Raw genomic sequence first — 20781 nt, 5'->3', positions numbered from 1 at the left:
AAAATTCAGAATTGTTTTTGTACCGGGTACGCTTTTGTTATTACGATTTTTTGGATTTCACTTGTACCTTCGTATATTTCAGTTACTTTTGCATCTCTAAAGTAGCGTTCAACAGGATATTCCTTTGTATAGCCATAGCCACCAAAGATTTGAATGGCTTCTGTTGACACTTCTACAGCTGTGCGGGAGGCAAATAGTTTTGCCATAGATGCTTCTTTTGTGATTGGGATTCCACGGGATTGCATATCTGCTGCTCGATACACTAGTAGTCTAGCGGCTTCAACGTTTGTTGCCATATCTGCTAATTTAAATCCAACACCTTGGTTTTCTACTATTGGTTTGCCAAATTGAACTCTCTCTTTTGCATATTTTGTTGCTGCGTTAAGAGAAGCTTCTGCAATACCAAGAGCTTGAGCTGCAATGCCGATACGACCAGCATTAAGGTTTGCTAATGCAATTTTGAACCCTGCATCCTCTGTGCCTAATAAGTTTTCCAAAGGTACTTTCATATTTTCGAAAGTTAGCTGTACTGTTTTCGAGCCATGAAGCCCCATTTTATGTTCGTTTTTACCAATTACGAGTCCCGGCGTATCTTTATCTACAATAAATGCCGAAATTCCTTTTGACCCTTTTTCAGGAGATGTGGAGGCAAAAACGATGTAAACATCTGCTTCACCACCATTTGTAATGAACACCTTTGAACCGTTTAAAACATAATGGTCTTCTTTTTTCACTGCTCTCGTTTTTAATGCCCCTGCATCAGAACCGGCTTCAGGCTCTGTTAAACAAAACGCCCCTAAATACTCGCCACTCGCTAGTTTCGGAACATATTTTTTCTTTTGTTCTTCTGTTCCAAAATACAAAATGGGGTTCGTTCCTACTGATGTATGAACAGATAAAATAACGCCAACTGTTGCACTTACTCTAGAAATCTCATTAATAGCGAGTATATAGGAAGTAAAGTCCATCCCCGAGCCACCTAAGCTTTCAGGTGTTGTCATCCCCATTAAGCCAAGTTCGCCCATTTTTTTTAAAATGTCTCGTGGAAACTGTCCTTCTTCCATTTTTTCAACAAATGGCGCAATTTCACTTTCTGCAAACTGACGAACCATGTCGCGTACCATTGCCTGTTCTTCTGTGAAGTTGAGATTCATGCAAATCGCTCCTTAATCTTCGTAAACATAAAAGCCTCTTCCAGTCTTTTTGCCTAACCATCCTGCTGCTACATATTTACGAAGAAGTGGACATGGTCGGTATTTGCTATCTCCTAAACCTTCGTGCAAGATTTCCATAATGTATAAACACGTATCTAACCCGATAAAGTCAGCTAATGTTAAAGGACCCATTGGATGATTCATGCCTAGCTTCATTACATCATCAATTGCTTCTTTTGTTGCTACCCCTTCATATAACGCATAGATTGCTTCATTAATCATCGGAAGGAGAATACGATTTGAAATAAAACCTGGGAAATCATTCACTTCGACCGGTGTTTTACTTAATTTAACGGTCATTTCTTCAACAGCTTTATATACCTCATCTGCCGTTGCAAGACCTCGAATAATCTCAACTAGTTTCATTACTGGTACCGGATTCATAAAGTGCATTCCAATCACTTGCTCAGGTCGTTCAGTTACTGCTGCAATCTCTGTAATTGGTAATGATGATGTATTTGATGCAAGAATCGCATGTTTCGGTGCAATTGCATCTAACTCTCTAAAAATAGATTGCTTTATATCCATATTTTCAGTGGCTGCTTCAATGATAATGTCCGCATTATAAGCATCCTTTAAATCAGTAGAAGTCGTAATTCGGTTTAAAATTGCTTGCTTTTCTTCCTCAGATTTACGCCCCTTTTCTACATCTCGAGAAAGATTTTTCGTAATAACTCCTAAACCTCTTTGAATAAATTCTTCTTTTATATCATTGAGTGTTACGTCAAAGCCTGCTTGTGCACAAACTTGGGCAATGCCAGATCCCATTTGCCCTGCCCCAACGACCATCACTTTTTGAATTGTCATATATAATCCCCCATTTTGTTTGAACTGTGACATTTCAAAATCTTAATTTTTCGGTACTTCAATCATGATGGCATCCCCTTGACCACCACCTGAACAGATTGCAGCAATACCAATACCACCACCGCGACGTCGTAATTCATACGCAAGGGTTAAAATGATTCTTGCGCCAGATGCACCAATTGGATGTCCTAGTGCAACTGCTCCACCGTTAACATTTACTTTCTCTGAATCTAGCCCTGCAATTTGGCTACTTACTAGTGCAACCGCTGCAAAGGCCTCATTAATTTCAAATAAGTCTATATCTTCTACCGTTTTACCAGTTTTCTTTAATAATTCGTTAATGACAATCCCTGGAGTTTGTGGGAAGTCTTTTGGTTCAACCCCTACTTCTGCATGACCTAAAATTGTTGCGAGCGGTGTACGTCCTTCTTTCTGTGCCTTTTCTTCACTCATTAATACAAGGGCACAAGCGCCATCATTTACACCAGGTGCATTTCCAGCAGTAATGGTTCCATCACGGTCGAAAGCAGGGCGCAACTTTGATAACGCTTCCAATGAAGTGTCTTTTCGAGGTGCTTCGTCTTCTAAGACATATGCCACTTCCCCTTTACGTCCTTTAATCTCCACCGAAACAACTTCTTCCGCAAATTTTCCTTCTTCAATCGCTTTAAACGCAAGTTGGTGACTTCTTACTGACCATTCATCTTGAGTTTGGCGAGTTAAGTTAAATTCATTTGCTGTTGAATTGCCGTATGTCCCCATGTGAACATGATTTGGATCGAAAGCACAAGAAAGACCATCGTAAACCATCCCGTCAATGAGCTGCGCATCCCCCATACGTAAACCCCAACGCCCTTTTGGTAAATAGTAAGGAGCATTTGACATAGACTCCATACCACCAGCAACAATCACTTCTTCTTCACCAAGTCGAATCAGTTGATCAGCTAATGTGACACTTCGCATACCAGAAGCACAAACTTTATTAATTGTTTCGGTTTTGACAGAGTACGGAATCCCCGCTTTTGTTGCAGCTTGGCGTGAAGGAATTTGACCTTGCCCTGCTTGAAGGACCGTTCCCATAATCACTTCATTCACTTCTTCAGGCTTAATTTGTGCTCTTTCTAAAGCTGCTGCAATTGCTTTCCCACCAAGATCGCTTGCTGATAAGCTTGATAACGTACCTCCAAATTTACCAAATGGTGTTCTTGCTCCGTCTAAAATAACTGTTTTACTCAAATCTCCATCCCCTTTGTGTGATATTAAGTATTAACTAAGCTGTTATTTTTCATTGACCGAACGCTCGCTCAATCCTACTTCAGTAAAAATGGGAGCCCTTAGAACTCCCAATTTCTTCTTATATCCATTGTACAAAAACTTCTTTTTTTATTCAATTCCTATTTTTCTGACTTCTATATTTCTTGAAAACTATTTTAAAACTTGATAAAGCCTCAAGTGAATTCCCTGTTTCAATCGTGGTAAAGAGTTAGTAATTGGAACTAAAAGGACTAAGCCGAGTTTACCGACTTAGTCCTTTCCCTTATTCAGTAATTGCAGTTTCTGTTGGAAGTTCTTCTTCTTCAGTAGCCGCTTCTTCCACTAATACTTCTCCAAACACTGAACGCTCTAACAATTCGGCAATATCAAATGTACCTACTTGATCTTCTACTTCTTTTGCTTTTGTACCATCTGATAACATTGTTAAGCAGTATGGACATCCAGATGAAATGACAGAAGCACTTGTTGCTAATGCTTGTTCCGTACGTGCTACGTTAATACGGTTTCCGACATGCTCTTCCATCCACATTAAGCCACCACCTGCTCCACAGCACATTGCAGTATCACGGTTTCTTTCCATTTCCACAAGGTTCACACCTGGAATGGCTTTTAAGATTTCGCGTGGTGCATCGTACACATCGTTATATCGCCCTAAATAACAAGAATCATGGAATACAATTGTTTCTTCTACTCGGTGATTCAACGTTAAGCGACCTTGGTTAATCAATTCGTAAAGTAGCTCTGTATGGTGATATACTTCGCCTTCCCAACCAAAATCTTTATATTCGTTTTTAAAGATATTGTATGCATGAGGGTCGATTGTGACGATTTTCTTCACTTCATTTTTTTCGAACTCTTCAATGTTTCCAGTTGCTAGTTCTTGGAATAAAAATTCATTCCCTAAGCGACGTGGTGTGTCACCAGAGTTTTTCTCTTTATTTCCAAGAATCGCAAATTTCACTCCTGCTTCATTCAGTAAGCGAGCGAAGGATAAAGCGATTTTTTGTGAACGGCTATCAAATGAACCCATTGCACCAACCCAGAATAGATACTCAAAACCTTCACCAGATTTTTTCGCTTCTTTAACAGTTGGAATGTTTACTTCTGGGTCAAGATCGCGCCAATTTTCTTTTTCTTTACGGTTAAGCCCCCATGGATTTCCTTGGCGCTCGATATTGTTCATCGCGCGTTGTGCATCGCTATTTACTTTTCCTTCTGTCATCGTTAAATAGCGGCGAAGGTCAATAATTTTATCCACATGCTCATTCATTACTGGGCATTGGTCTTCACAGTTACGGCAAGTTGTACAAGCCCAAATTTCTTCTTCTGTAATAACATCGCCAATTAATGATGGGCTATAAATATCTTCAATGACAGCTCCTTCTGCACCAGCCGCCATTGCTAATTGGTTACCCTTTGTATTATTAAATGCAAATGCTGGTACCCACGGCTTTTGCTTTGTCACTACCGCCCCTGTATTTGTTAAATGGTCACGTAGTTTCACAATTAAATCCATTGGCGAGAGCATTTTGCCTGTACCTGTTGCTGGACACATGTTTGTACAGCGGCCACATTCTACACAGGCATATAAGTCAAGAAGTTGCTTTTGCGTGAATTCTGTAATTTTGCCAACACCAAACGATGGCTCTTCCTCTTCTTCCATCTCTTCCATTGCCTCGAAATTAATCGGTCTAAGCGTACCAGCACGATCTAAACGATGGAAATAAACGTTTACTGGACCTGAAATCAGATGGAAGTGCTTTGATTGTGGCACATAAACTAGGAATGTTAATAAAATAAGTAAGTGGGCCCACCACATAACATAAAATACACCCGTTGCCACATCTGCTGATAGGAAACCAAAAATGGCAGCAATACCAGATGCAATCGGTTCACTTCCTGTAAAGCCGTGATCATGCCAAATAATGCCCATACCATTTCCAATTAATGTAGTTACCATTAATCCACCGATAAATAGTAAAACAAGTCCATTTTTCCATCCTCGTTTAAGACGAACAAGTTTTTCAATATAACGTCGGTAAAAGGCACCAAAAACCGCTACTAAAATAACGACAGCAACAATTTCTTCAAATAAAGTAAATACTTCATAAAGTGGTCCTAAAGGTAAATGTGAACCAGGTGCTAGCCCTTTCCAAATGAAATCAATTGCACCGAGCTGAACAAGTAAAAATCCGTAGAAAAATAAAACGTGAATTAGTCCGCTTTTTTTGTCTTTTAACAGTTTGGATTGGCCAAACACATTGACCCAAATTTTTTCAAGTCGCTCTTTCACACTATCATTGAATTGCTCTTTCTTTCCTAGCTTTACATAGGCTGCACGTGTTTTTAATAAGTAAGCGAATAATCCGATTGCATACAACACAACAGCAATAGTGAACACCCAGTTTGCAATTAATAATGGACTCATTAACTCTCCCCCTTTGACAGTTAATCCCCTGAAAATAGTTTTATAGGATTTATGCGAACTAAAAAATATGATACTAGAATTTGTATCATTTCATTTTGTATTTCAATTGTAAATTATGAATGAGCGTTCAGTCAACGCATTGTTCGAATTTTTCTAACAATTAAAATTCACCTTCGAATTGCGCAATTTTTTCTGCATGAGGTTAAATATTAGGGATTATCCACTTTAGGTATCGTAGAATGGTAATATAAGGATGGGAGTGATTAAATGGAAATAGAGACTTTAATCTGGTTATTTGTCATTGCATTTATTTTCCATGACTTTGAAGAAATTATTATGGTTGAAAGATGGATGCAAAACAATTCGTCTAAAATTTATAAAGTATTACCGAAGCACCAAGCAGACCAAGTGATGAAGCAATTTTCAATGACAACTGCTCAATTTGCAGTAGCAGTACTCGTTATGTTTTTATTCGTCTCAAGCTCAACTTTTATAGCAATTCAATTTAATAATCTATATATGTTTATTATTATAACATTAGTATTTTTTCTGCATAGTTTTACTCATATTGGGCAAGCTATTATTTTTCGCTCCATTACACCAGGTGTTATTACATCAATCGTGATTCTTATACCATATAGCATCATCCTATACCACTCTCTATTATCTAATAATATTATTGATTGGAAAACTATTTTCCTTTGTTTACCATTTACTATTTTAATTGCCCCTGTCGTATTATTCGCTCACTGGGTTGGAAAGAAAGCCATATAAAAAACAATCCTACGTTAAATAGAAGCCACTGAAAAACTAAATACCGATAAAAATTTATAGTAATTATTTGCTTCTAAATAGAAGGTGGGATTCACTTCGCTTTCCACGGGCTTGGCTTCAGCCTCCTCGTCGCAAGCTCCTGCGGGGTCTTCAGCTCAAGCTGTTCCCGTAGGAGTCTTCGTGAATCCCACTTCCTAAAAGATCTGAGCGTATTTTTATTATAAAAATTTATTAAAATCGACTTTTTCAGTGCCCTCGTTAAATAGGATTGTTTGAATCAATTTTTATTTAAATACATCACCACTACGGATGTACTCAACATCACTTACACCTAATCTGAAATTCACTGCTCTTGCTACAGCAAAAAAGTAATCTGATAATCGATTTAAATATTTTTGAACAATTGTTGGTACATCTTCTGCCTCATTCATTAATGATACAACCTGACGTTCAGCTCGGCGTGTTACTGTACGTGCAATGTGTAGTGTTGCAGCAGCAGGCGTTCCTCCAGGTAAAATAAATCGTTTTAATGGTGGCACTTCATCGGTTAAAGCATCAATTCTTTTTTCTAACACTTCAATTGATGCTTCTTGTAATTTATATTTTCGTTCTTTCATGACATTTGCCAAATCTCCACCACAATCAAATAGCTCATGCTGAATTGTTTCAAGGTCAGCTAAAATATCTTTAAACTTTTGTGAATCTAGCTCTGTTACCGCTTTACCAATGAACGAATTTAATTCATCAATCGTCCCATAAGCTTCAACGCGTAAGTCATCTTTACTTACACGTCCCCCCATTAAACTTGTTTGTCCTTTGTCTCCAGTTTTTGTATACAGTTTCAACCTCATCATTCCCCTTTCTGATAATTTCGAATTGCCTCAGTCGTTGCCTCAAATACGCCGCGACCAACGATTTTCCCAACTGGTGTAATTGGTCCCCCATATTGCATATAATCCCCAGTTTGCGTTGCTGCAATGAGTAAGCTATCTGTTGGTGTCCCGGTTGCAATTGTATTTGTTTGATAGTCCATTACCCTTTCATGTTGTAGTGCCTTTGTTTTTGCCTCGGTTGCGGTGATCATCGCCTGCACAAAAGCTTCATCAGATAGTTTTGCATTCATAATGACCCATATATTAATGGTACCAATTCTTATTGGAAATTCCCGTTCATAGGTTTTTGAAACATCGATTGCTCCACCGATACCAGCCGTTACGATTACATACACTTCCCCAAAAGGAGTTTCGTATTGTTTGATGATTGCTTTTCTTGCTTCTACTGCCGTCATCATTCCTACCGTATTTGTCGGTGAAAAGCCAGCCTTATATAAGTATTGAGTATATTCTTCCTGTACATTCTCAATGTTGTACTCCGGTTTTACAGTACGATTGATGAAATTTTCATACCATCCTAGTCCCGCATTGTGAACGGCAGATGACAACACCCTTAATGGAAATTGTGATCTTAGTTCAACATACTCTTCTTGGATTTGGATATGATTTAGTGTAATTTTCCCGTCCTTCAATGGTTCGTGAATTTCAGGCAAAATCGTAATTTGTGGTTTAGGTTGTTCTGGATGTGCCTGTAAAGAGATTTGAGCACCATAAACATCTGCAATTTGGTTTTCTAATAGTACTTCATGTGGTTTCCCAAATGCGCGCACTTGCCCCTTTTCCATGAGCAATAATTCATCGCAGTAAAGTGCGGCTAAATTAATGTCGTGAAGTACGGAAACGACGGTTAATCCATTGTCCGTAACTTCTTTTCGAATCATATCTAGAATTTGTTGCTGGTGTGCAATGTCTAAATGGTTTGTTGGTTCATCAAGAAGTATTAATTGCGAACTTTGCGCTAAAGCTTGTGCAATAAAGACTCGTTGACGTTCCCCACCAGATAAGTTTTCCAAATATGCATTTTCATACCGTTTCACACCTGTTTGCACCATTGCCTGATTTACTGCATATTCGTCTTCTTCGGACCATTGGGAAAAAAAGCCCTTTTGATGCGGATAACGTCCAATTGATACAGTTTCTCGAACGGTGCTAGAAAAGGCAGCTCCATGTAGTTGTGGGAGAACTGTCATTGTTTTGGCTAATTCCCGATTTGAATACGTTGCCAACTCTTTATCATCTATTAATATTTTGCCTAATGATGGTTTTAGAACACCGCTAATTATTTTTAATAATGTAGATTTCCCACAACCATTCGGACCAAGAATGCCTAAAAATGTTCCTTTCTCTACTTGAAAGGAAATGTCTTTAAGAATCGGGGTTGTGCCGTAACCTCCACATATATTTTTTACTTGTAGCAAACCGACTCCCCCTTACTTCCGACGTTGTTTATAAAAGATATACGAAAATACTGGCGCACCAATAAATGCCGTTATGACACCAATTGGGATTTCAATTGGTGCGATAATTGTACGGGAAACTAAGTCACATATAATCAACAGACTTGCACCATTTAAAAAGGATAATAGTAGTAGGTGACGATGATCTGCTCCCCACAACATTCTTGTCATATGGGGAACTACTAATCCAACAAAGCCAATTGTCCCTGAAACGGCAACAGCTGCTCCTGTTAACATCGAGCCACCTATTAATATCGCGTACTTACTTCGCTTCACATTAACCCCTAGAGACATTGCCCGTTCATCTCCGTACATCATGGCATTAAGCTCCCGACGATACAGCCATAATAGAATTGAACCAATGACAACAAAAGGAACAATCATTTTAACATAAGGCCATCCGCGCATAGATACACTTCCCAAAAGCCAACCCATGATTTCGCGCAACTGATCACCCGTTAAAGCAATCATCAACGAAATACATGACCCTAGAAACGAACTGAAGATAACACCTGTGAGAATTAATGTTTCCATTTTCATTGAGCGATCGATAAGACGAGCAAAGGTTAACACAATCACCATGGTGAGTAGCGCGCCAATCATTCCAAGTATCGGTAATGTAAAGGTACTGATGAATGGAATAGAAATACTAAAAAATATCGTTGCTACTGCTCCAACTGAAGCGCCTGATGAAACACCTAATGTATAAGGATCTGCTAATGGATTTTTTAGTAGCCCTTGAAAAGCTGCTCCAGCAATGGCAAGGGATGCGCCAACTAAGCCAGCTAACAAAACACGTGGCATGCGAATCGTCCACAGTATATTATACAGGCTTTCGTTTGTATCATCCCACAGTGTTGAAAATGGTACGTCTACAGATCCAATCGAAACCCCTAACCAAATACTAACTAGCAAGGCAACCATTGAGGATATATAAGCAATAATTATTGTTTTATTCACATGACTCCACCTCAAATATGTACATCTATTATATCCTACCTTAATAGAACTTTATTTGCTTATTTACTTGAGTTATTTGCTTTTTGGGCGGAGTTATTTGCCTTTTATGCGAACTTATTTGCTAAACCGCACTATTTATTTGCCCGAAGAACAAAAAAACAGCCCACGAATGGACTGCAATTAAATTTCGAACTCATATTCACCTGGTAGTACACGGCGTAAGAAACGGCGCGTGCGTTCTTCTTTTGGTGTAACGAAAATGTCATGAGGCGAACCTTCCTCAACAATGACGCCACCATCCATAAAGATCACTTTATTTGCTACATCTTTCGCAAAGCCCATCTCATGTGTTACGACGAGCATTGTTGTCCCTTCTTTTGCAATGTCTTTCATTACTTGAAGCACTTCTCCAACTAACTCAGGGTCTAAGGCAGATGTTGGTTCATCAAATAAAATAATATCTGGATTTAATGCGACTGCGCGGGCAATACCGACACGTTGCTGTTGGCCACCAGAAAGCTGACTTGGATATGAATCATATTTTTCTGATAACCCTACTTTGTCGAGGGCACTTTTTGAAATTTCGTAGGCTTGTTGTTTCGGCATTTTTCTTCCGATAATTAAACCTTCTGCTACATTTTCTAAGGCTGTTTTGTTATTAAATAGATTATAGTTTTGGAATACAAAGGCTGTTTTTTTACGGATTGATAAAACATCCTTTTTTGAAGCTCCTTTTAAATCTACATTGATTTCTCCAAAGCTTGCCGTCCCTTGATCTGCTCTTTCTAAAAAATTGATACAACGAAGAAGTGTTGTTTTCCCTGAACCACTTGGGCCTAAAATAACTACCACGTCGCCTTTATCAATTTTCAGGTCGACACCTTTTAATATTTCATTTTTACCGAACGATTTATGAATATTTTTAATTTCTAGCATTGTCTGACCCCCTTATGCAGTGGCGTATTTATAACGACTTAAACGTTTTTCGAATAATTTAAATAAGTATTCTACAATCATACATAAAATCATGTAAACAATGAAAATATCAATGTATGCTTCTAAATAGTTGTAGCCCACATTTGCCGCAACTTTCGCTTTTAACGTAATTTCTTGAAGTGAAATCGCGTATCCAAGTGATGTTGCTTTAATCAAGTTGATGGTAGCTGTACATAAGTTTGGCATCGCCGTTACAAGCATTTGCGGAATAATAATTCGGCGATAGCTTTGCGCTGTTGTTAACCCCACCGAATATGCTGCTTCTAGTTGACCTTGATTCACTGTTTTTAATGCAGAGCGGAATACTTCTACTAAAATAGCTGCAGTATTGAACGAGAATATAACAAATGCATACCATAATGGATTGATTTCATAGATTGGGTAATCAATTTTATACTTTTCAAAAATTCCAGTTAAAATTAATGGAATTACGCTATATAAAACAAAGATTTGAATAATAACAGGTGTTCCACGGACGAAGGATACATACACTTTCGTAAACCAGTTTAAAACTGGTATTTCATTTATTCTTGTTAATGCGAGAAAGAAACCAATTGGCAGAGCGATGGCCATTGACACAACCGTTACAAGAAGCGCAATTGGTACTCCGCTTAATGCGACGAAAAAAGTATCAATTAAAAACTCTATGTTGATAAAGCTAGAATCCAAGTTTTACGCCTCCTTAACTAGTTTTTAGTGAACGTTGCCCTTTACTAAACATTTTTTCAAGCAACCCAAAGAATTTTTCAATGGCAACAGAAAGAATCCAATAGAATACAGCTAATGCGATATAAATTTCAAAAGCATGAGTATTGAAGTTATTTGCAATAATTAAGTTCGCTTTTCCAACGATATCGATGAAACCGATTGTGTAAGCGAGTGCCCCTTCTTGTAAAACAGCGATTAAGCCATTCCCGAAGTTTGGTAATGCGACAATAAAGGCTTGTGGGAAAATAATTCGTCGATAGGCTTGGAATGGTGTTAACCCGACACTAACAGCGGCTTCATATTGCCCTTTGTCAATTGCTTGATAAGCAGATCGAATTACTTCCGCCATCATTGCGGCAAATTGTAAACTAAATGTTATGACAACAAAAACTCCGGTCTCGACGTCTTGTAAGTAAATTCCAAAAAAGTAATCTGCAAATGCTGGAACACCATAGTAAACAAGGAATAGTAAAACTACGGATGGTGTACAACGCATGATTGTAATATACACATTTGCAAGGAATTGTAATATTTTACTTTTCGATAGCTTGAAGACCGCTATCACTAACCCTAATAGAGAACCGAAGATAACAGCTAATGCAGCAACAACAAGTGTGATCCATAAAAATGGCGCTAGTTGTGGAATGGCACCCCATAGATAATTAATATCAAAATATTTTTCCAAGTAAGTTCACCCTCTTTCCTTCCTCTATGGTATAAAGGAAGGGCTCTCGAGCATTTTGACTGCCCAACAGCCCTACCTAGAAATTTAATTAGCGTTCAACTTGTTCTAATACTTCAAATAAGTCTCTTCCAAAGAATTCAGTGCTTAATTCACGTAATTGATCTGATTCTTTTACTTTTTTAGCAGCTTCATCATATGCATCTGCAAATTCTTGCTCTTTTTTGTTGAATAATGGCCATGTTTTAATAACAGCAAATTCGTTATAAACCACTTCATCTTTTAAGTTGTAATACGGACCATCTTCAGCTAAAACTTGACCTTTAAATTGACCTTCAATAATAACACCACCATCAACGCGTCCCTCGTTTACCCATTGAACAACGTCAACAATGAAATCTTCACCTGCTTTTAATTTCACAGGGTTATCTGGATTTGCTTTGTTGTATTCGTCAATAACAGTGTATTGCGCGTTATTTGCTGCAATTGGTGCTAAAGTGAAACCAGCTGTTGCAAAGTCACTTAAGTTTTTAATGTTTTCATTTTCTTTTTTCAATACTAATCCAGCACTACTTAATCCAATAAATTCTTGTGGGAACACGTATTTTTCCGTACGTTCTTGTGTCCAGAAGGCATTTTTAACCCCTACGTGATATTTCCCTTGTTCAACACCAAGTAATAAGTCGTCGTTTGAAGTTCCTACATATTCAAACTCGTATTCTGGTAATAATTCATCAATCAGTTTCATAGCTTCAACGTCATAACCAGTTGGATTACCATTTTCATCGATATAAGACATAGGTTTTCCTGCTTGGTCGAATGCTACTTTTACTTTACGAACTTCTTGGCTATCAGTAGATCCTGAGTTTGAAGTTGATTCTTCACTTTCGTTCCCACCACATGCTGCTAAAATTGAAACAGACGCTAAACTAACTGCAGCAAATTTTAATAATTTATTAAATTTCATTATTCTCTATCTCCCTTGATTCTCATTTTGTTGTAATGCAAACTCTGCTAATTTTTTAATCGTTAAGTCATCCATTGGCGGATTATGTAGTCCTGCACGCACATCACGATAGTAACGTTGTAGTGGATTTGATCGTTGTAAACTTTTCGCTCCTACAACGCGCATAGCTTTATCAACTACTTTAAGTGCTGCATTTGTTACAACATGTTTCGCAATGTTCACTGCGTTGACAATCGCCGTGCCTTCTTCTATTGAAAGTTCGTTACCTTGTGCTTCTTTTTGTTTTGATTCTACGTAGCTTTGAGCTGCACCATATAATGCAAATCGAGCGTTTGCTAATTCTAATTCAATTTCACCAAGTAAACTTTGTACGTTAGGCAATGTTGCGATTGTTCCTTTAATACTGTTTGGCGAATGTGTGTTAGCAAATGAAAGCGCGTAATCTCTTGCTGCTTGAGCAATTCCTAAGTATGTAGCTGGAACAAGTAATAACCAACCATTCAATTTAAAACCTGTATTGTAATTTGGTAGTTCGACTAAATCTGATTCATCCACAACTACATTGTTTAACACTAAGTCGTGACTTCCTGTACCGCGCATTGCAATAACGTCCCAAGTTTCATCAATTGATAGCCCTTCTGTATCTTTATGAATTAAGAAGAAACCGATTTTTTCTTCTTCTTCAATCCATGCAGACGTTAGGAAGTAATCAAGTTCAGGTGAGCCAGTTGTATAACTTTTACGACCATTGATGATCCACTTGCCATCTGATTTTTTTGCTGAAGTTCCTGGACGACCGCCACGAATTGGGCTGCCTGTTGCTACTTCGCTGACAGCACGGTTAATAATGGCACCTTGTTCTACTTTTTTCGCAAACTCACTTAATTTGGATGCATCCCAATATTTATTCTCGAATAGTTCGCCCACTGTAAGGAGTGTCCATCCTGTCGCAAGGGCTGTGCTTCCGTCAAAACTTCCAAGCGTTTCCTGTAGTGCAATAGCTTCATAGACGTTCATTCCTTCTCCACCAAGTTCCTTTGGTAAAGTTAGTTTTGTGTAGCCAATGTCACGTAATGCATTGATATGTTCATGGGGAAATCTAGATTGTTCATCGATTTCTTGCGCATTATTTTTAAACGTTTCTTCTAATGTTGCGAGCTTTTCTAGCCAAACACGTTGTTGTTCTGTTTTAATAAATAATTCTTTCACAATAATTTTCCTCCTTTTCAAATGTTATTCGATTTTTGGTTATTTTTAATCCCTACTTCTCCACTAAGAAAAGGTGGTTAATTGATAAATTGATTTTACTTTTTGTTTATTTATAAGTCAATAGGTAATTGCAAGTTTTTTTATAGGAATTATTCAAATTATAACAAACAATAACATTTCAGTAAGTACTTATCCAAAAGTCACTTTTTTCTAAATAGTCAATGAATTAAATTATAAAATTATTTACTGAAGTTTACTTAATAGGGGAATTCATGCTGATTATAGAAAAATTGCGGGGTTAATAGAAAATTTTCGTTCGTTATTAGACAAATTGCTCTCATTAATAGAAGGTCTTCACTTAATAGAAAATTTCGCACCAATTATAGAATATTTCATGAGGTTAATAGAAAATTTTGATACTTTATTAGAAAATTTGAGGTAGATAATAGAAAGTCGCTACTAATAGAAAAATTCCCCCTTTTTACAAAAAATGAGTAAGGAATTTTTCATCCTTACTCAACATTACTATTTAAAAAATCTCTTGAAAGTATTCTACGGTCTTCATTCGGTCACCTAATTTACGCAAATGCCAGGTTTCTTCTAAATAAATTTCTGCAAGTTTTTCGTATTTTCCTCCGTATCGCTCTGCCCACTCTACCGCCACTACACTTTCATAAAGCAAGGCCATTTTTCTAGCAATGTCTTTTGCTTCATATGTTTGCATGGAGTCATTTAGAGTAGCAAATACATTTAATTGGTCTTGAAGCGTATTTAGCTGTGCCATGACAATATCTTTCAAAGGGTTGATCGTAATATTTTGTAGGCGTTCAAACATTTCTGCAATAAATAACGTGTGAGCGTTGTATTTATTAACTAAACGGATGAGCTCTAATGCTAGAATGTTGGCTGTACCTTCCCACACTGTTAGCACTTGTGCATCTCTTAGTAAACGTGGCGTGACGAAATCTTCAATATAGCCATTACCACCATGGAGTTCGATTGCTTCACTAGCGTATTTTACTGCGGATTCTGCCGTTTCTTTCTTTATAATGGCGATTTTCAAACGATTTAAAATGGTTTCTTTTTCTGTCCCCTTCCCACTCGACACCACATCGTAAAGTTGAATTAAATCGAAAGTCGTCGCTACTTCAACATGCACTTTTGCAGCAAACTTAGCTAGTGAGTCTTGAATCATCGGATAGTTTGTTAAGACGTTCCCAAATGCAGAACGGTTGGAAACATATTGCTTCGCCTCTAAAAAGGCACGTCTCATAATGCCAACTGAAGCAACAGCATTGCAGATTCTTGATAAATTCAATGCTTCTAACATGTAATAAATCCCTTTTTTTTGGTCACCTACTACATATGCTAGTGCGCCATCGAATTCTACTTCCCCTGAAGGCACTGCACGAACCCCTAGTTTGTCTTTTAATCGGCGAATGCGTAACCCGTTAACAGAGCCGTCTTCCTTTTTCCAAGGTACTGCAAAAAGAGTTAACCCTTTCGATCCGGAACTTGCTCCTTCAATGCGAGCTAACACCATGGCCACCCCACATATCCCTGCATTTGATGCAAAATATTTCTCTCCATATAAACGATAATTTTCTCCATCAAAACGAGCTTCTACAACATTTGCCCCAACATCCGACCCACCTTGACGTTCCGTTAAAAAGGTTGCGCCCTCATACAACTCTACTTCCCCTGTTGAACACACGTGAGGTAACAATCGCTCTTTTACTTCTTTATCTGCATAATGATCTAGCAAGTAAGCTGTTGCCATCGTTAATGTGACAGGACAATAAAATCCTGGTTCAGCATGGGACAGTAGATAGCCTTGTGCAAAACTATAAACATAGTTGCCTTTTTTGCCTAGTTGGGGAATGTCTTTATGAACGTACCCAACAATACCTGTGTTATAAGTTTGTTGAACGGTTTTTTTGTACCCTTCATTGACCCAAATCTCAGAAACTTCTTCTCCATATTTATTGTATCGTTTTAAACGTGGCTCTCCTTCTCGGTCCGTATGTTTTGCTCGCTCGTCAATTTCACCTGCAACAAGGGCACCGAAATCTTGTAATTCACGCTTGGCATAGTCTAAAAATTCCGAGTCGAGCATTTGCTCAAGTATCTTTTGGAGAGTATCGTCATTTTCAAAAAAGTTCGTTTCACGCTTCGGGACGGATTGTAATACTTTCATTTAATTCACCACCTGAGCTTTCAATTGGTGCTTTAATATTTTTCCAGATGCATTTCGCGGTAGTGCATCAACTTGTTCAAAGAGTCTTGGAATTTTATACTTTGCTAAATGTTCAGATAAGTAATCTTTTAATTTTTGTTCATCAATTTGTGATTTAGCAGCATAAATTGCTTTCACCGTTTCTCCCCATTCCTCATGAGGTACCCCGACAACCGCCACTTCAAAGATGCCTCCAAATTGTAGAATTCGATCTTCTATTTCTTTTGGATAAATATTCACTCCACCTGAAATAATGACATCTTTTTTGCGGTCGACAATCCAGATATAACCGTCTTCATCAAAACGCGCTAAATCCCCGGTTTTTACCCAACCGTCGATAAATGCAGCTTTCGTAGATTCTGGGTCTTTATAGTAACCTACCATATTTCCTTCCCCATAGAGGACTACTTCACCAATTTCACCAGTTGCAACGTCTTCTCCTAATTCATTGACGATCCGTAATTCCGTTCCAAATGGTGCACGTTTGCCAACACTGCCCGCCTTTTCTTTATGTTCATGACCGAATAAAAGCGAACCACTTGGACCTGCTTCTGTTAAACCGTATACACAAGTTATTTCTGCTTTAAAGGCTTGTTCAATTTGACGTATTTCATTTTCGGATAAAGGTGCTCCGCCATACACCCACCATTTCATTGAGGAGAGATCTGCAGATTGTAGTCGTGGATGTGATGCAGTTAGCAAATAGGCTACAGGCGCCCCAAAGAAGTGCGTTGTTTTTTCATTTTCAACTGAATCGATTAGTAAATCTGGGGTAAATGTTGGAGTAAGTACGCTCGTTGCCCCCACTAACATACTAGACATTAAGAATAAGTGAAGTGGTGCTGAATGAGTTAACGGCATCATTAAAAGAATTCTGCTTTCTGGCTTTACTTCCATTTCAATCGCAATCATTTGTGCAACGGCTAAAATATTTTGGTAACTAAAGAGCACTCCTTTAGGCTTTCCAGTAGTACCGGATGTGTAAAGGATTGTGGATAAATCATCTCCATTCAATTGACAATCAATTGGTGAATTGTTAGCGTTTTCAATTAGTGTTGTATAGCTTTCCCAATCACCTTTTGCTTGGCCTGTTTTAATCTTTAATTCTATATTTGAAAGGTTTTCCACCGCTGTAAAAATGGCTTCGTGGGCAAGGATGGCTTTTGCTTCTGCATGTTCCGCAACATACTCCACCTCAGATAGAGTAAACTTCGCATTTACCGGTACGACAATGGCACCGATACGTTGAACTGCAAAATAACTAACGACAAACTCCAAAACATTTGGCATAAAGAGAATGACTTTATCTTCTTGTCCGATTCCTTTAGAAAGTAACGCATGGCTTAGGCGTGTTACTTGCTCATCCAATGTTTGATAAGTGATTCTTCTACCGTGACAAATAATTGCCTCATGAGTTGGATATTTACGGGCATTTCTTGCTAATAAATTAGAACTATTCATCAAGCATCTCTCCCTTTAATTTCGTTAATTTTTCACTAAATAACGTATGCAGTTGTTGGATTTCACTCTTTATTTGTGTCAGCTCAGCAATTTTCTCATCAATTTCTAACATTTTTTGCTCGCCATACTCTACGGTGCGTTCTAACTGTTGGATGCCGGTACGGTCAAGGTCAAAAAGCAGCACCATCTCCTTAATTTCTTCCAATGAGAAACCGTATTTTTTGCCACGAAGGATGAGTTTCAGTTTGGCAGTTTCCTTTTTTGAAAAGGTTCGTTGATTTGAAATAGAACGGCCCGGCTTGAGTAAACCAATTTCTTCATAGTATCTGAGAGTTCTAGTAGAAACATTAAACTCGCTTGCAACTTGTTGAATCGATTTCATCCCATCACCTCTTCATTCAGTATAGCATTGACGTTAACGTAAACTTCAAGAATATTTTTGATTTTAGTAGAATTTTTATTACATAATGCAGTTTGTTTAGTAACGAAAAAACCAGCCCCTAATTAAGAGACTGGTTTGATTATTACATTTTCTCAGGAGCTGCTACACCGATTAATCGCAATGCATTGGCTAATGTTACGCGAACTGTATTGATTAATGCTAGACGTGCTTCTGTTAATTCTTTGTTTTCTGGGTTTAATACTTTTTCCGCATTGTAGAAGCTGTGGAATGCAGCTGCTAACTCCTGAATATAGTTTGCAATACGGTGAGGTGTTCTGTGTTTTGCTGCTTCTGCCACAACTTGTGGGAAGGAACCTACTTTTTTCAGTACATCCTCAGATTTTTCATCAGTTAACAGGTTTAAGTTTTCTAATGATGCTGCAAAGCCTTGTTCTTCTGCAGAACGAAGAATTGAGCAAATACGAGCATGAGCATATTGTGCATAGTACACAGGGTTTTCATTTGATTGAGAAACTGCTAGATCTAAATCAAAGTCCATATGTGAATCACAAGCCGTTTTTACGAAATAGTAACGTACTGCATCTAACCCTACTTCTTCAACAAGTTCACGCATTGTAACAGCATTACCTGTACGTTTACTCATTTTGTATTTTTCGCCGTTTTTATAAAGTTGAACCATTTGAATGACTTCAACTTCTAATTTTTCACGATCATAACCAAGCGCTTGGATGGCAGCTTTCATACGTGGGATATACCCATGGTGGTCTGCTCCCCAAATGTTAATTAATTTTTCGAATCCACGTACAATTTTGTCTTCATGGTAAGCAATATCTGGAGTTAAATACGTGTAAGAACCGTCTGATTTTACTAAAACGCGGTCTTTATCATCACCAAATGTTGTAGAACGGAACCAAATTGCTCCTTCTTCTTCAAACACATGGCCATTTGCTTTTAACTTATCTAGCGCAACATCGATTTTTCCATTTTGATATAAAGAACTTTCTGAATACCAAACATCAAATTTTACGCGGAAGTTTTCTAAGTCATTTTTTAGTTTTTCTAACTCTAATTTTAGTCCGTGCTCACGGAAGAAGTTAAAACGTTCTTCATCGGATTTTTCTAAAATTGAGTCACCAAATTGCTCTGCTAATTTTCCTGCAATATCGATAATATCTTGACCATGGTAGCCATCTTCTGGCATTTCTGCATTTTGGCCTAACGCTTGTTTGTAACGAGCTTCTAATGAATAGGCAAGATTATTGATTTGGTTTCCTGCATCGTTAATGTAATATTCACGTGATACATCGAATCCTGCAAAATCAAGAACGTTACATAATGAATCACCAAAAGCGGCACCACGAGCATGTCCTAAGTGAAGGTCACCAGTTGGATTTGCAGATACAAACTCAACTTGTACTTTCTCACCGTTTCCAGTATTAGAGCGTCCGTAGTTTTCGCCTTGTTCTTTAACTGCTTTAATCACATCAGCTAAGAAGTCTTTGCGTACTGTAATATTGATAAAACCTGGTCCTGCGATTTCTACTTTTTCGATTTCAGTTCCTTCTGTTACAAGGTTTTCTAAAATACTTTCAGCAATTGCACGAGGCGGCTTTTTGGCTAATTTCGTTAATTGCATCGCTAAATTTGTTGCAAAATCACCGTTTGCCTTATCTTTTGGTGTTTCTAGGTGAATGTTAAATTGAGCTCCTTCTTCAACTAAACCTGATTTTTCAACTGCTGTTGCAAGGGCAGCTTTAATTGATTGTTGCAATTGTTCTACTGCGTTCATGATTGTCCCTCCGAATATTGAATTTCCAACGTATATTTTCCAACAGATTGACCGCTAATAATGAGATCATACTGGACTTTAAACCTGCCACTAACTACATCTTCTTTACTGTTCTCTTCATGTATTAATGAAAGGGTATTTGTATTGATTGGCAAAGAACCCATTTGAGTTTCGTAATGCCCATTTTCTATATGGTCACAGTTAAATGGAAGTCGCATGTTTACCCCGCCATTTCGCAAAATCAGGGCTTGTTCACTACCCATCTTTACCGTTGTACGAACTGTATGGTCTTCATGCACTTCAGTATAACGCAAATAAGCCTTTCCTGACTTTTCAATAAAAGAGCCATTTAACCACATTTCATAGTTCTCAGTTTCTCCATCAGTTGGTCGAATGGTAGAATTTAATTTGATTTTCACGTTTTTTTCGAACGTATTCATATTGTAGTCACTCCAGCCTACCTTTACTATAACTTATACATTATATATTAAAGATAAATTAAAGTTCAACAATCGGCAAAAA

The 20781-nt window shown here is 37.9% G+C and carries 18 protein-coding genes; 1 reads left to right on the top strand and 17 read right to left on the bottom strand.

Going from position 1 to position 20781, the window contains the following annotated elements; genetic code table 11:
• Positions 1–5: 5 nt before the first annotated feature.
• The 4 genes from CRO00_RS00310 to CRO00_RS00295 all read right to left on the bottom strand — a co-directional run bounded on the left by CRO00_RS00310 (position 6) and on the right by CRO00_RS00295 (position 5724).
• Positions 6–1154 (bottom strand): acyl-CoA dehydrogenase, encoded by a 1149-nt coding sequence (locus CRO00_RS00310; RefSeq protein WP_097071655.1) that lies wholly within the window; start codon positions 1152–1154, stop codon positions 6–8.
• 12 nt (positions 1155–1166) lie between these two features.
• Positions 1167–2021 carry a 3-hydroxybutyryl-CoA dehydrogenase gene (locus tag CRO00_RS00305; RefSeq protein WP_097071654.1) on the bottom strand — a complete coding sequence of 285 codons (855 nt, stop codon included), beginning with the start codon at positions 2019–2021 and terminating at the stop codon, positions 1167–1169.
• Positions 2022–2063: 42 nt separating this feature from the next.
• Entirely contained in the window at positions 2064–3257 is a 1194-nt protein-coding gene (locus CRO00_RS00300; RefSeq protein WP_097071653.1) for an acetyl-CoA C-acetyltransferase, read from the bottom strand.
• 301 nt (positions 3258–3558) lie between these two features.
• Positions 3559–5724 carry a (Fe-S)-binding protein gene (locus CRO00_RS00295; protein ID WP_097071652.1) on the bottom strand — a complete coding sequence of 722 codons (2166 nt, stop codon included), beginning with the start codon at positions 5722–5724 and terminating at the stop codon, positions 3559–3561.
• 267 nt (positions 5725–5991) lie between these two features.
• On the opposite strand from CRO00_RS00295, the gene CRO00_RS00290 reads away from it, so the two are divergent.
• Entirely contained in the window at positions 5992–6498 is a 507-nt protein-coding gene (locus tag CRO00_RS00290; RefSeq protein WP_097071651.1) for an HXXEE domain-containing protein, read from the top strand.
• A 284-nt stretch (positions 6499–6782) separates the two neighbouring features.
• Here CRO00_RS00290 and CRO00_RS00285 read toward each other — a convergent pair whose 3' ends face one another.
• The 13 genes from CRO00_RS00285 to CRO00_RS00225 form a co-directional block, all read right to left on the bottom strand.
• Positions 6783–7343, bottom strand: a complete 561-nt coding sequence (locus tag CRO00_RS00285) for a cob(I)yrinic acid a,c-diamide adenosyltransferase (protein ID WP_097071650.1) — start codon at positions 7341–7343, stop codon at positions 6783–6785.
• A 5-nt stretch (positions 7344–7348) separates the two neighbouring features.
• Positions 7349–8809 carry an adenosylcobinamide amidohydrolase gene (locus CRO00_RS00280; RefSeq protein ID WP_097071649.1) on the bottom strand — a complete coding sequence of 487 codons (1461 nt, stop codon included), beginning with the start codon at positions 8807–8809 and terminating at the stop codon, positions 7349–7351.
• 12 nt (positions 8810–8821) lie between these two features.
• Complete coding sequence (locus CRO00_RS00275; RefSeq protein ID WP_097071648.1) at positions 8822–9808, bottom strand: FecCD family ABC transporter permease; 987 nt, start codon at positions 9806–9808, stop codon at positions 8822–8824.
• Between the two features lie 180 nt (positions 9809–9988).
• Complete coding sequence (locus CRO00_RS00270; RefSeq protein WP_097071647.1) at positions 9989–10744, bottom strand: amino acid ABC transporter ATP-binding protein; 756 nt, start codon at positions 10742–10744, stop codon at positions 9989–9991.
• 12 nt (positions 10745–10756) lie between these two features.
• Positions 10757–11473 carry an amino acid ABC transporter permease gene (locus CRO00_RS00265; RefSeq protein ID WP_237658279.1) on the bottom strand — a complete coding sequence of 239 codons (717 nt, stop codon included), beginning with the start codon at positions 11471–11473 and terminating at the stop codon, positions 10757–10759.
• Positions 11474–11486: 13 nt separating this feature from the next.
• On the bottom strand, positions 11487–12197 hold the full coding sequence (locus CRO00_RS00260) for an amino acid ABC transporter permease (protein WP_097071646.1): 711 nt from the start codon (positions 12195–12197) through the stop codon (positions 11487–11489).
• 88 nt (positions 12198–12285) lie between these two features.
• Positions 12286–13161, bottom strand: a complete 876-nt coding sequence (locus tag CRO00_RS00255) for a transporter substrate-binding domain-containing protein (protein WP_097071645.1) — start codon at positions 13159–13161, stop codon at positions 12286–12288.
• A 6-nt stretch (positions 13162–13167) separates the two neighbouring features.
• Complete coding sequence (locus CRO00_RS00250) at positions 13168–14370, bottom strand: acyl-CoA dehydrogenase family protein (RefSeq protein ID WP_202615595.1); 1203 nt, start codon at positions 14368–14370, stop codon at positions 13168–13170.
• Positions 14371–14899: 529 nt separating this feature from the next.
• Positions 14900–16567 carry an acyl-CoA dehydrogenase family protein gene (locus tag CRO00_RS00245; RefSeq protein ID WP_097071644.1) on the bottom strand — a complete coding sequence of 556 codons (1668 nt, stop codon included), beginning with the start codon at positions 16565–16567 and terminating at the stop codon, positions 14900–14902.
• A complete protein-coding gene (locus CRO00_RS00240; protein WP_097071643.1) occupies positions 16568–18067 on the bottom strand; it encodes a class I adenylate-forming enzyme family protein in 1500 nt (499 codons plus the stop codon).
• On the bottom strand, positions 18060–18449 hold the full coding sequence (locus tag CRO00_RS00235; RefSeq protein WP_097071642.1) for a MerR family transcriptional regulator: 390 nt from the start codon (positions 18447–18449) through the stop codon (positions 18060–18062). The genes CRO00_RS00240 and CRO00_RS00235 overlap by 8 nt, the downstream gene beginning before the upstream one ends.
• A gap of 142 nt (positions 18450–18591) precedes the next feature.
• Positions 18592–20259: an arginine--tRNA ligase gene (gene argS, locus CRO00_RS00230; RefSeq protein ID WP_097071641.1), complete on the bottom strand. Its 1668-nt coding sequence runs from the start codon at positions 20257–20259 to the stop codon at positions 18592–18594.
• Positions 20256–20699, bottom strand: coding sequence for a YwiB family protein (locus CRO00_RS00225; RefSeq protein WP_097071640.1), 444 nt, complete (start codon positions 20697–20699; stop codon positions 20256–20258). The genes argS and CRO00_RS00225 overlap by 4 nt, the downstream gene beginning before the upstream one ends.
• Positions 20700–20781 lie beyond the last annotated feature (82 nt).

The sequence above is a fragment of the Ureibacillus xyleni genome, from assembly GCF_900217795.1.
Lineage (GTDB): Bacteria > Bacillota > Bacilli > Bacillales_A > Planococcaceae > Ureibacillus > Ureibacillus xyleni.
The sequence above is the reverse complement of the archived record's forward strand: the minus strand, read 5'-3'. Positions and strand labels throughout refer to the sequence as shown.

Coding starts and splice junctions, on each gene's coding strand:
- CRO00_RS00290 (WP_097071651.1), top strand. CDS start 5,992: ATGGAAATAGAGACTTTAATCTGGTTATTTGTCATTGCATTTATTTTC.
- argS (WP_097071641.1), bottom strand. CDS start 20,259: ATGAACGCAGTAGAACAATTGCAACAATCAATTAAAGCTGCCCTTGCA.
- CRO00_RS00240 (WP_097071643.1), bottom strand. CDS start 18,067: ATGAATAGTTCTAATTTATTAGCAAGAAATGCCCGTAAATATCCAACT.
- CRO00_RS00255 (WP_097071645.1), bottom strand. CDS start 13,161: ATGAAATTTAATAAATTATTAAAATTTGCTGCAGTTAGTTTAGCGTCT.
- CRO00_RS00235 (WP_097071642.1), bottom strand. CDS start 18,449: ATGAAATCGATTCAACAAGTTGCAAGCGAGTTTAATGTTTCTACTAGA.
- CRO00_RS00225 (WP_097071640.1), bottom strand. CDS start 20,699: ATGAATACGTTCGAAAAAAACGTGAAAATCAAATTAAATTCTACCATT.
- CRO00_RS00270 (WP_097071647.1), bottom strand. CDS start 10,744: ATGCTAGAAATTAAAAATATTCATAAATCGTTCGGTAAAAATGAAATA.
- CRO00_RS00245 (WP_097071644.1), bottom strand. CDS start 16,567: ATGAAAGTATTACAATCCGTCCCGAAGCGTGAAACGAACTTTTTTGAA.
- CRO00_RS00310 (WP_097071655.1), bottom strand. CDS start 1,154: ATGAATCTCAACTTCACAGAAGAACAGGCAATGGTACGCGACATGGTT.
- CRO00_RS00295 (WP_097071652.1), bottom strand. CDS start 5,724: ATGAGTCCATTATTAATTGCAAACTGGGTGTTCACTATTGCTGTTGTG.
- CRO00_RS00305 (WP_097071654.1), bottom strand. CDS start 2,021: ATGACAATTCAAAAAGTGATGGTCGTTGGGGCAGGGCAAATGGGATCT.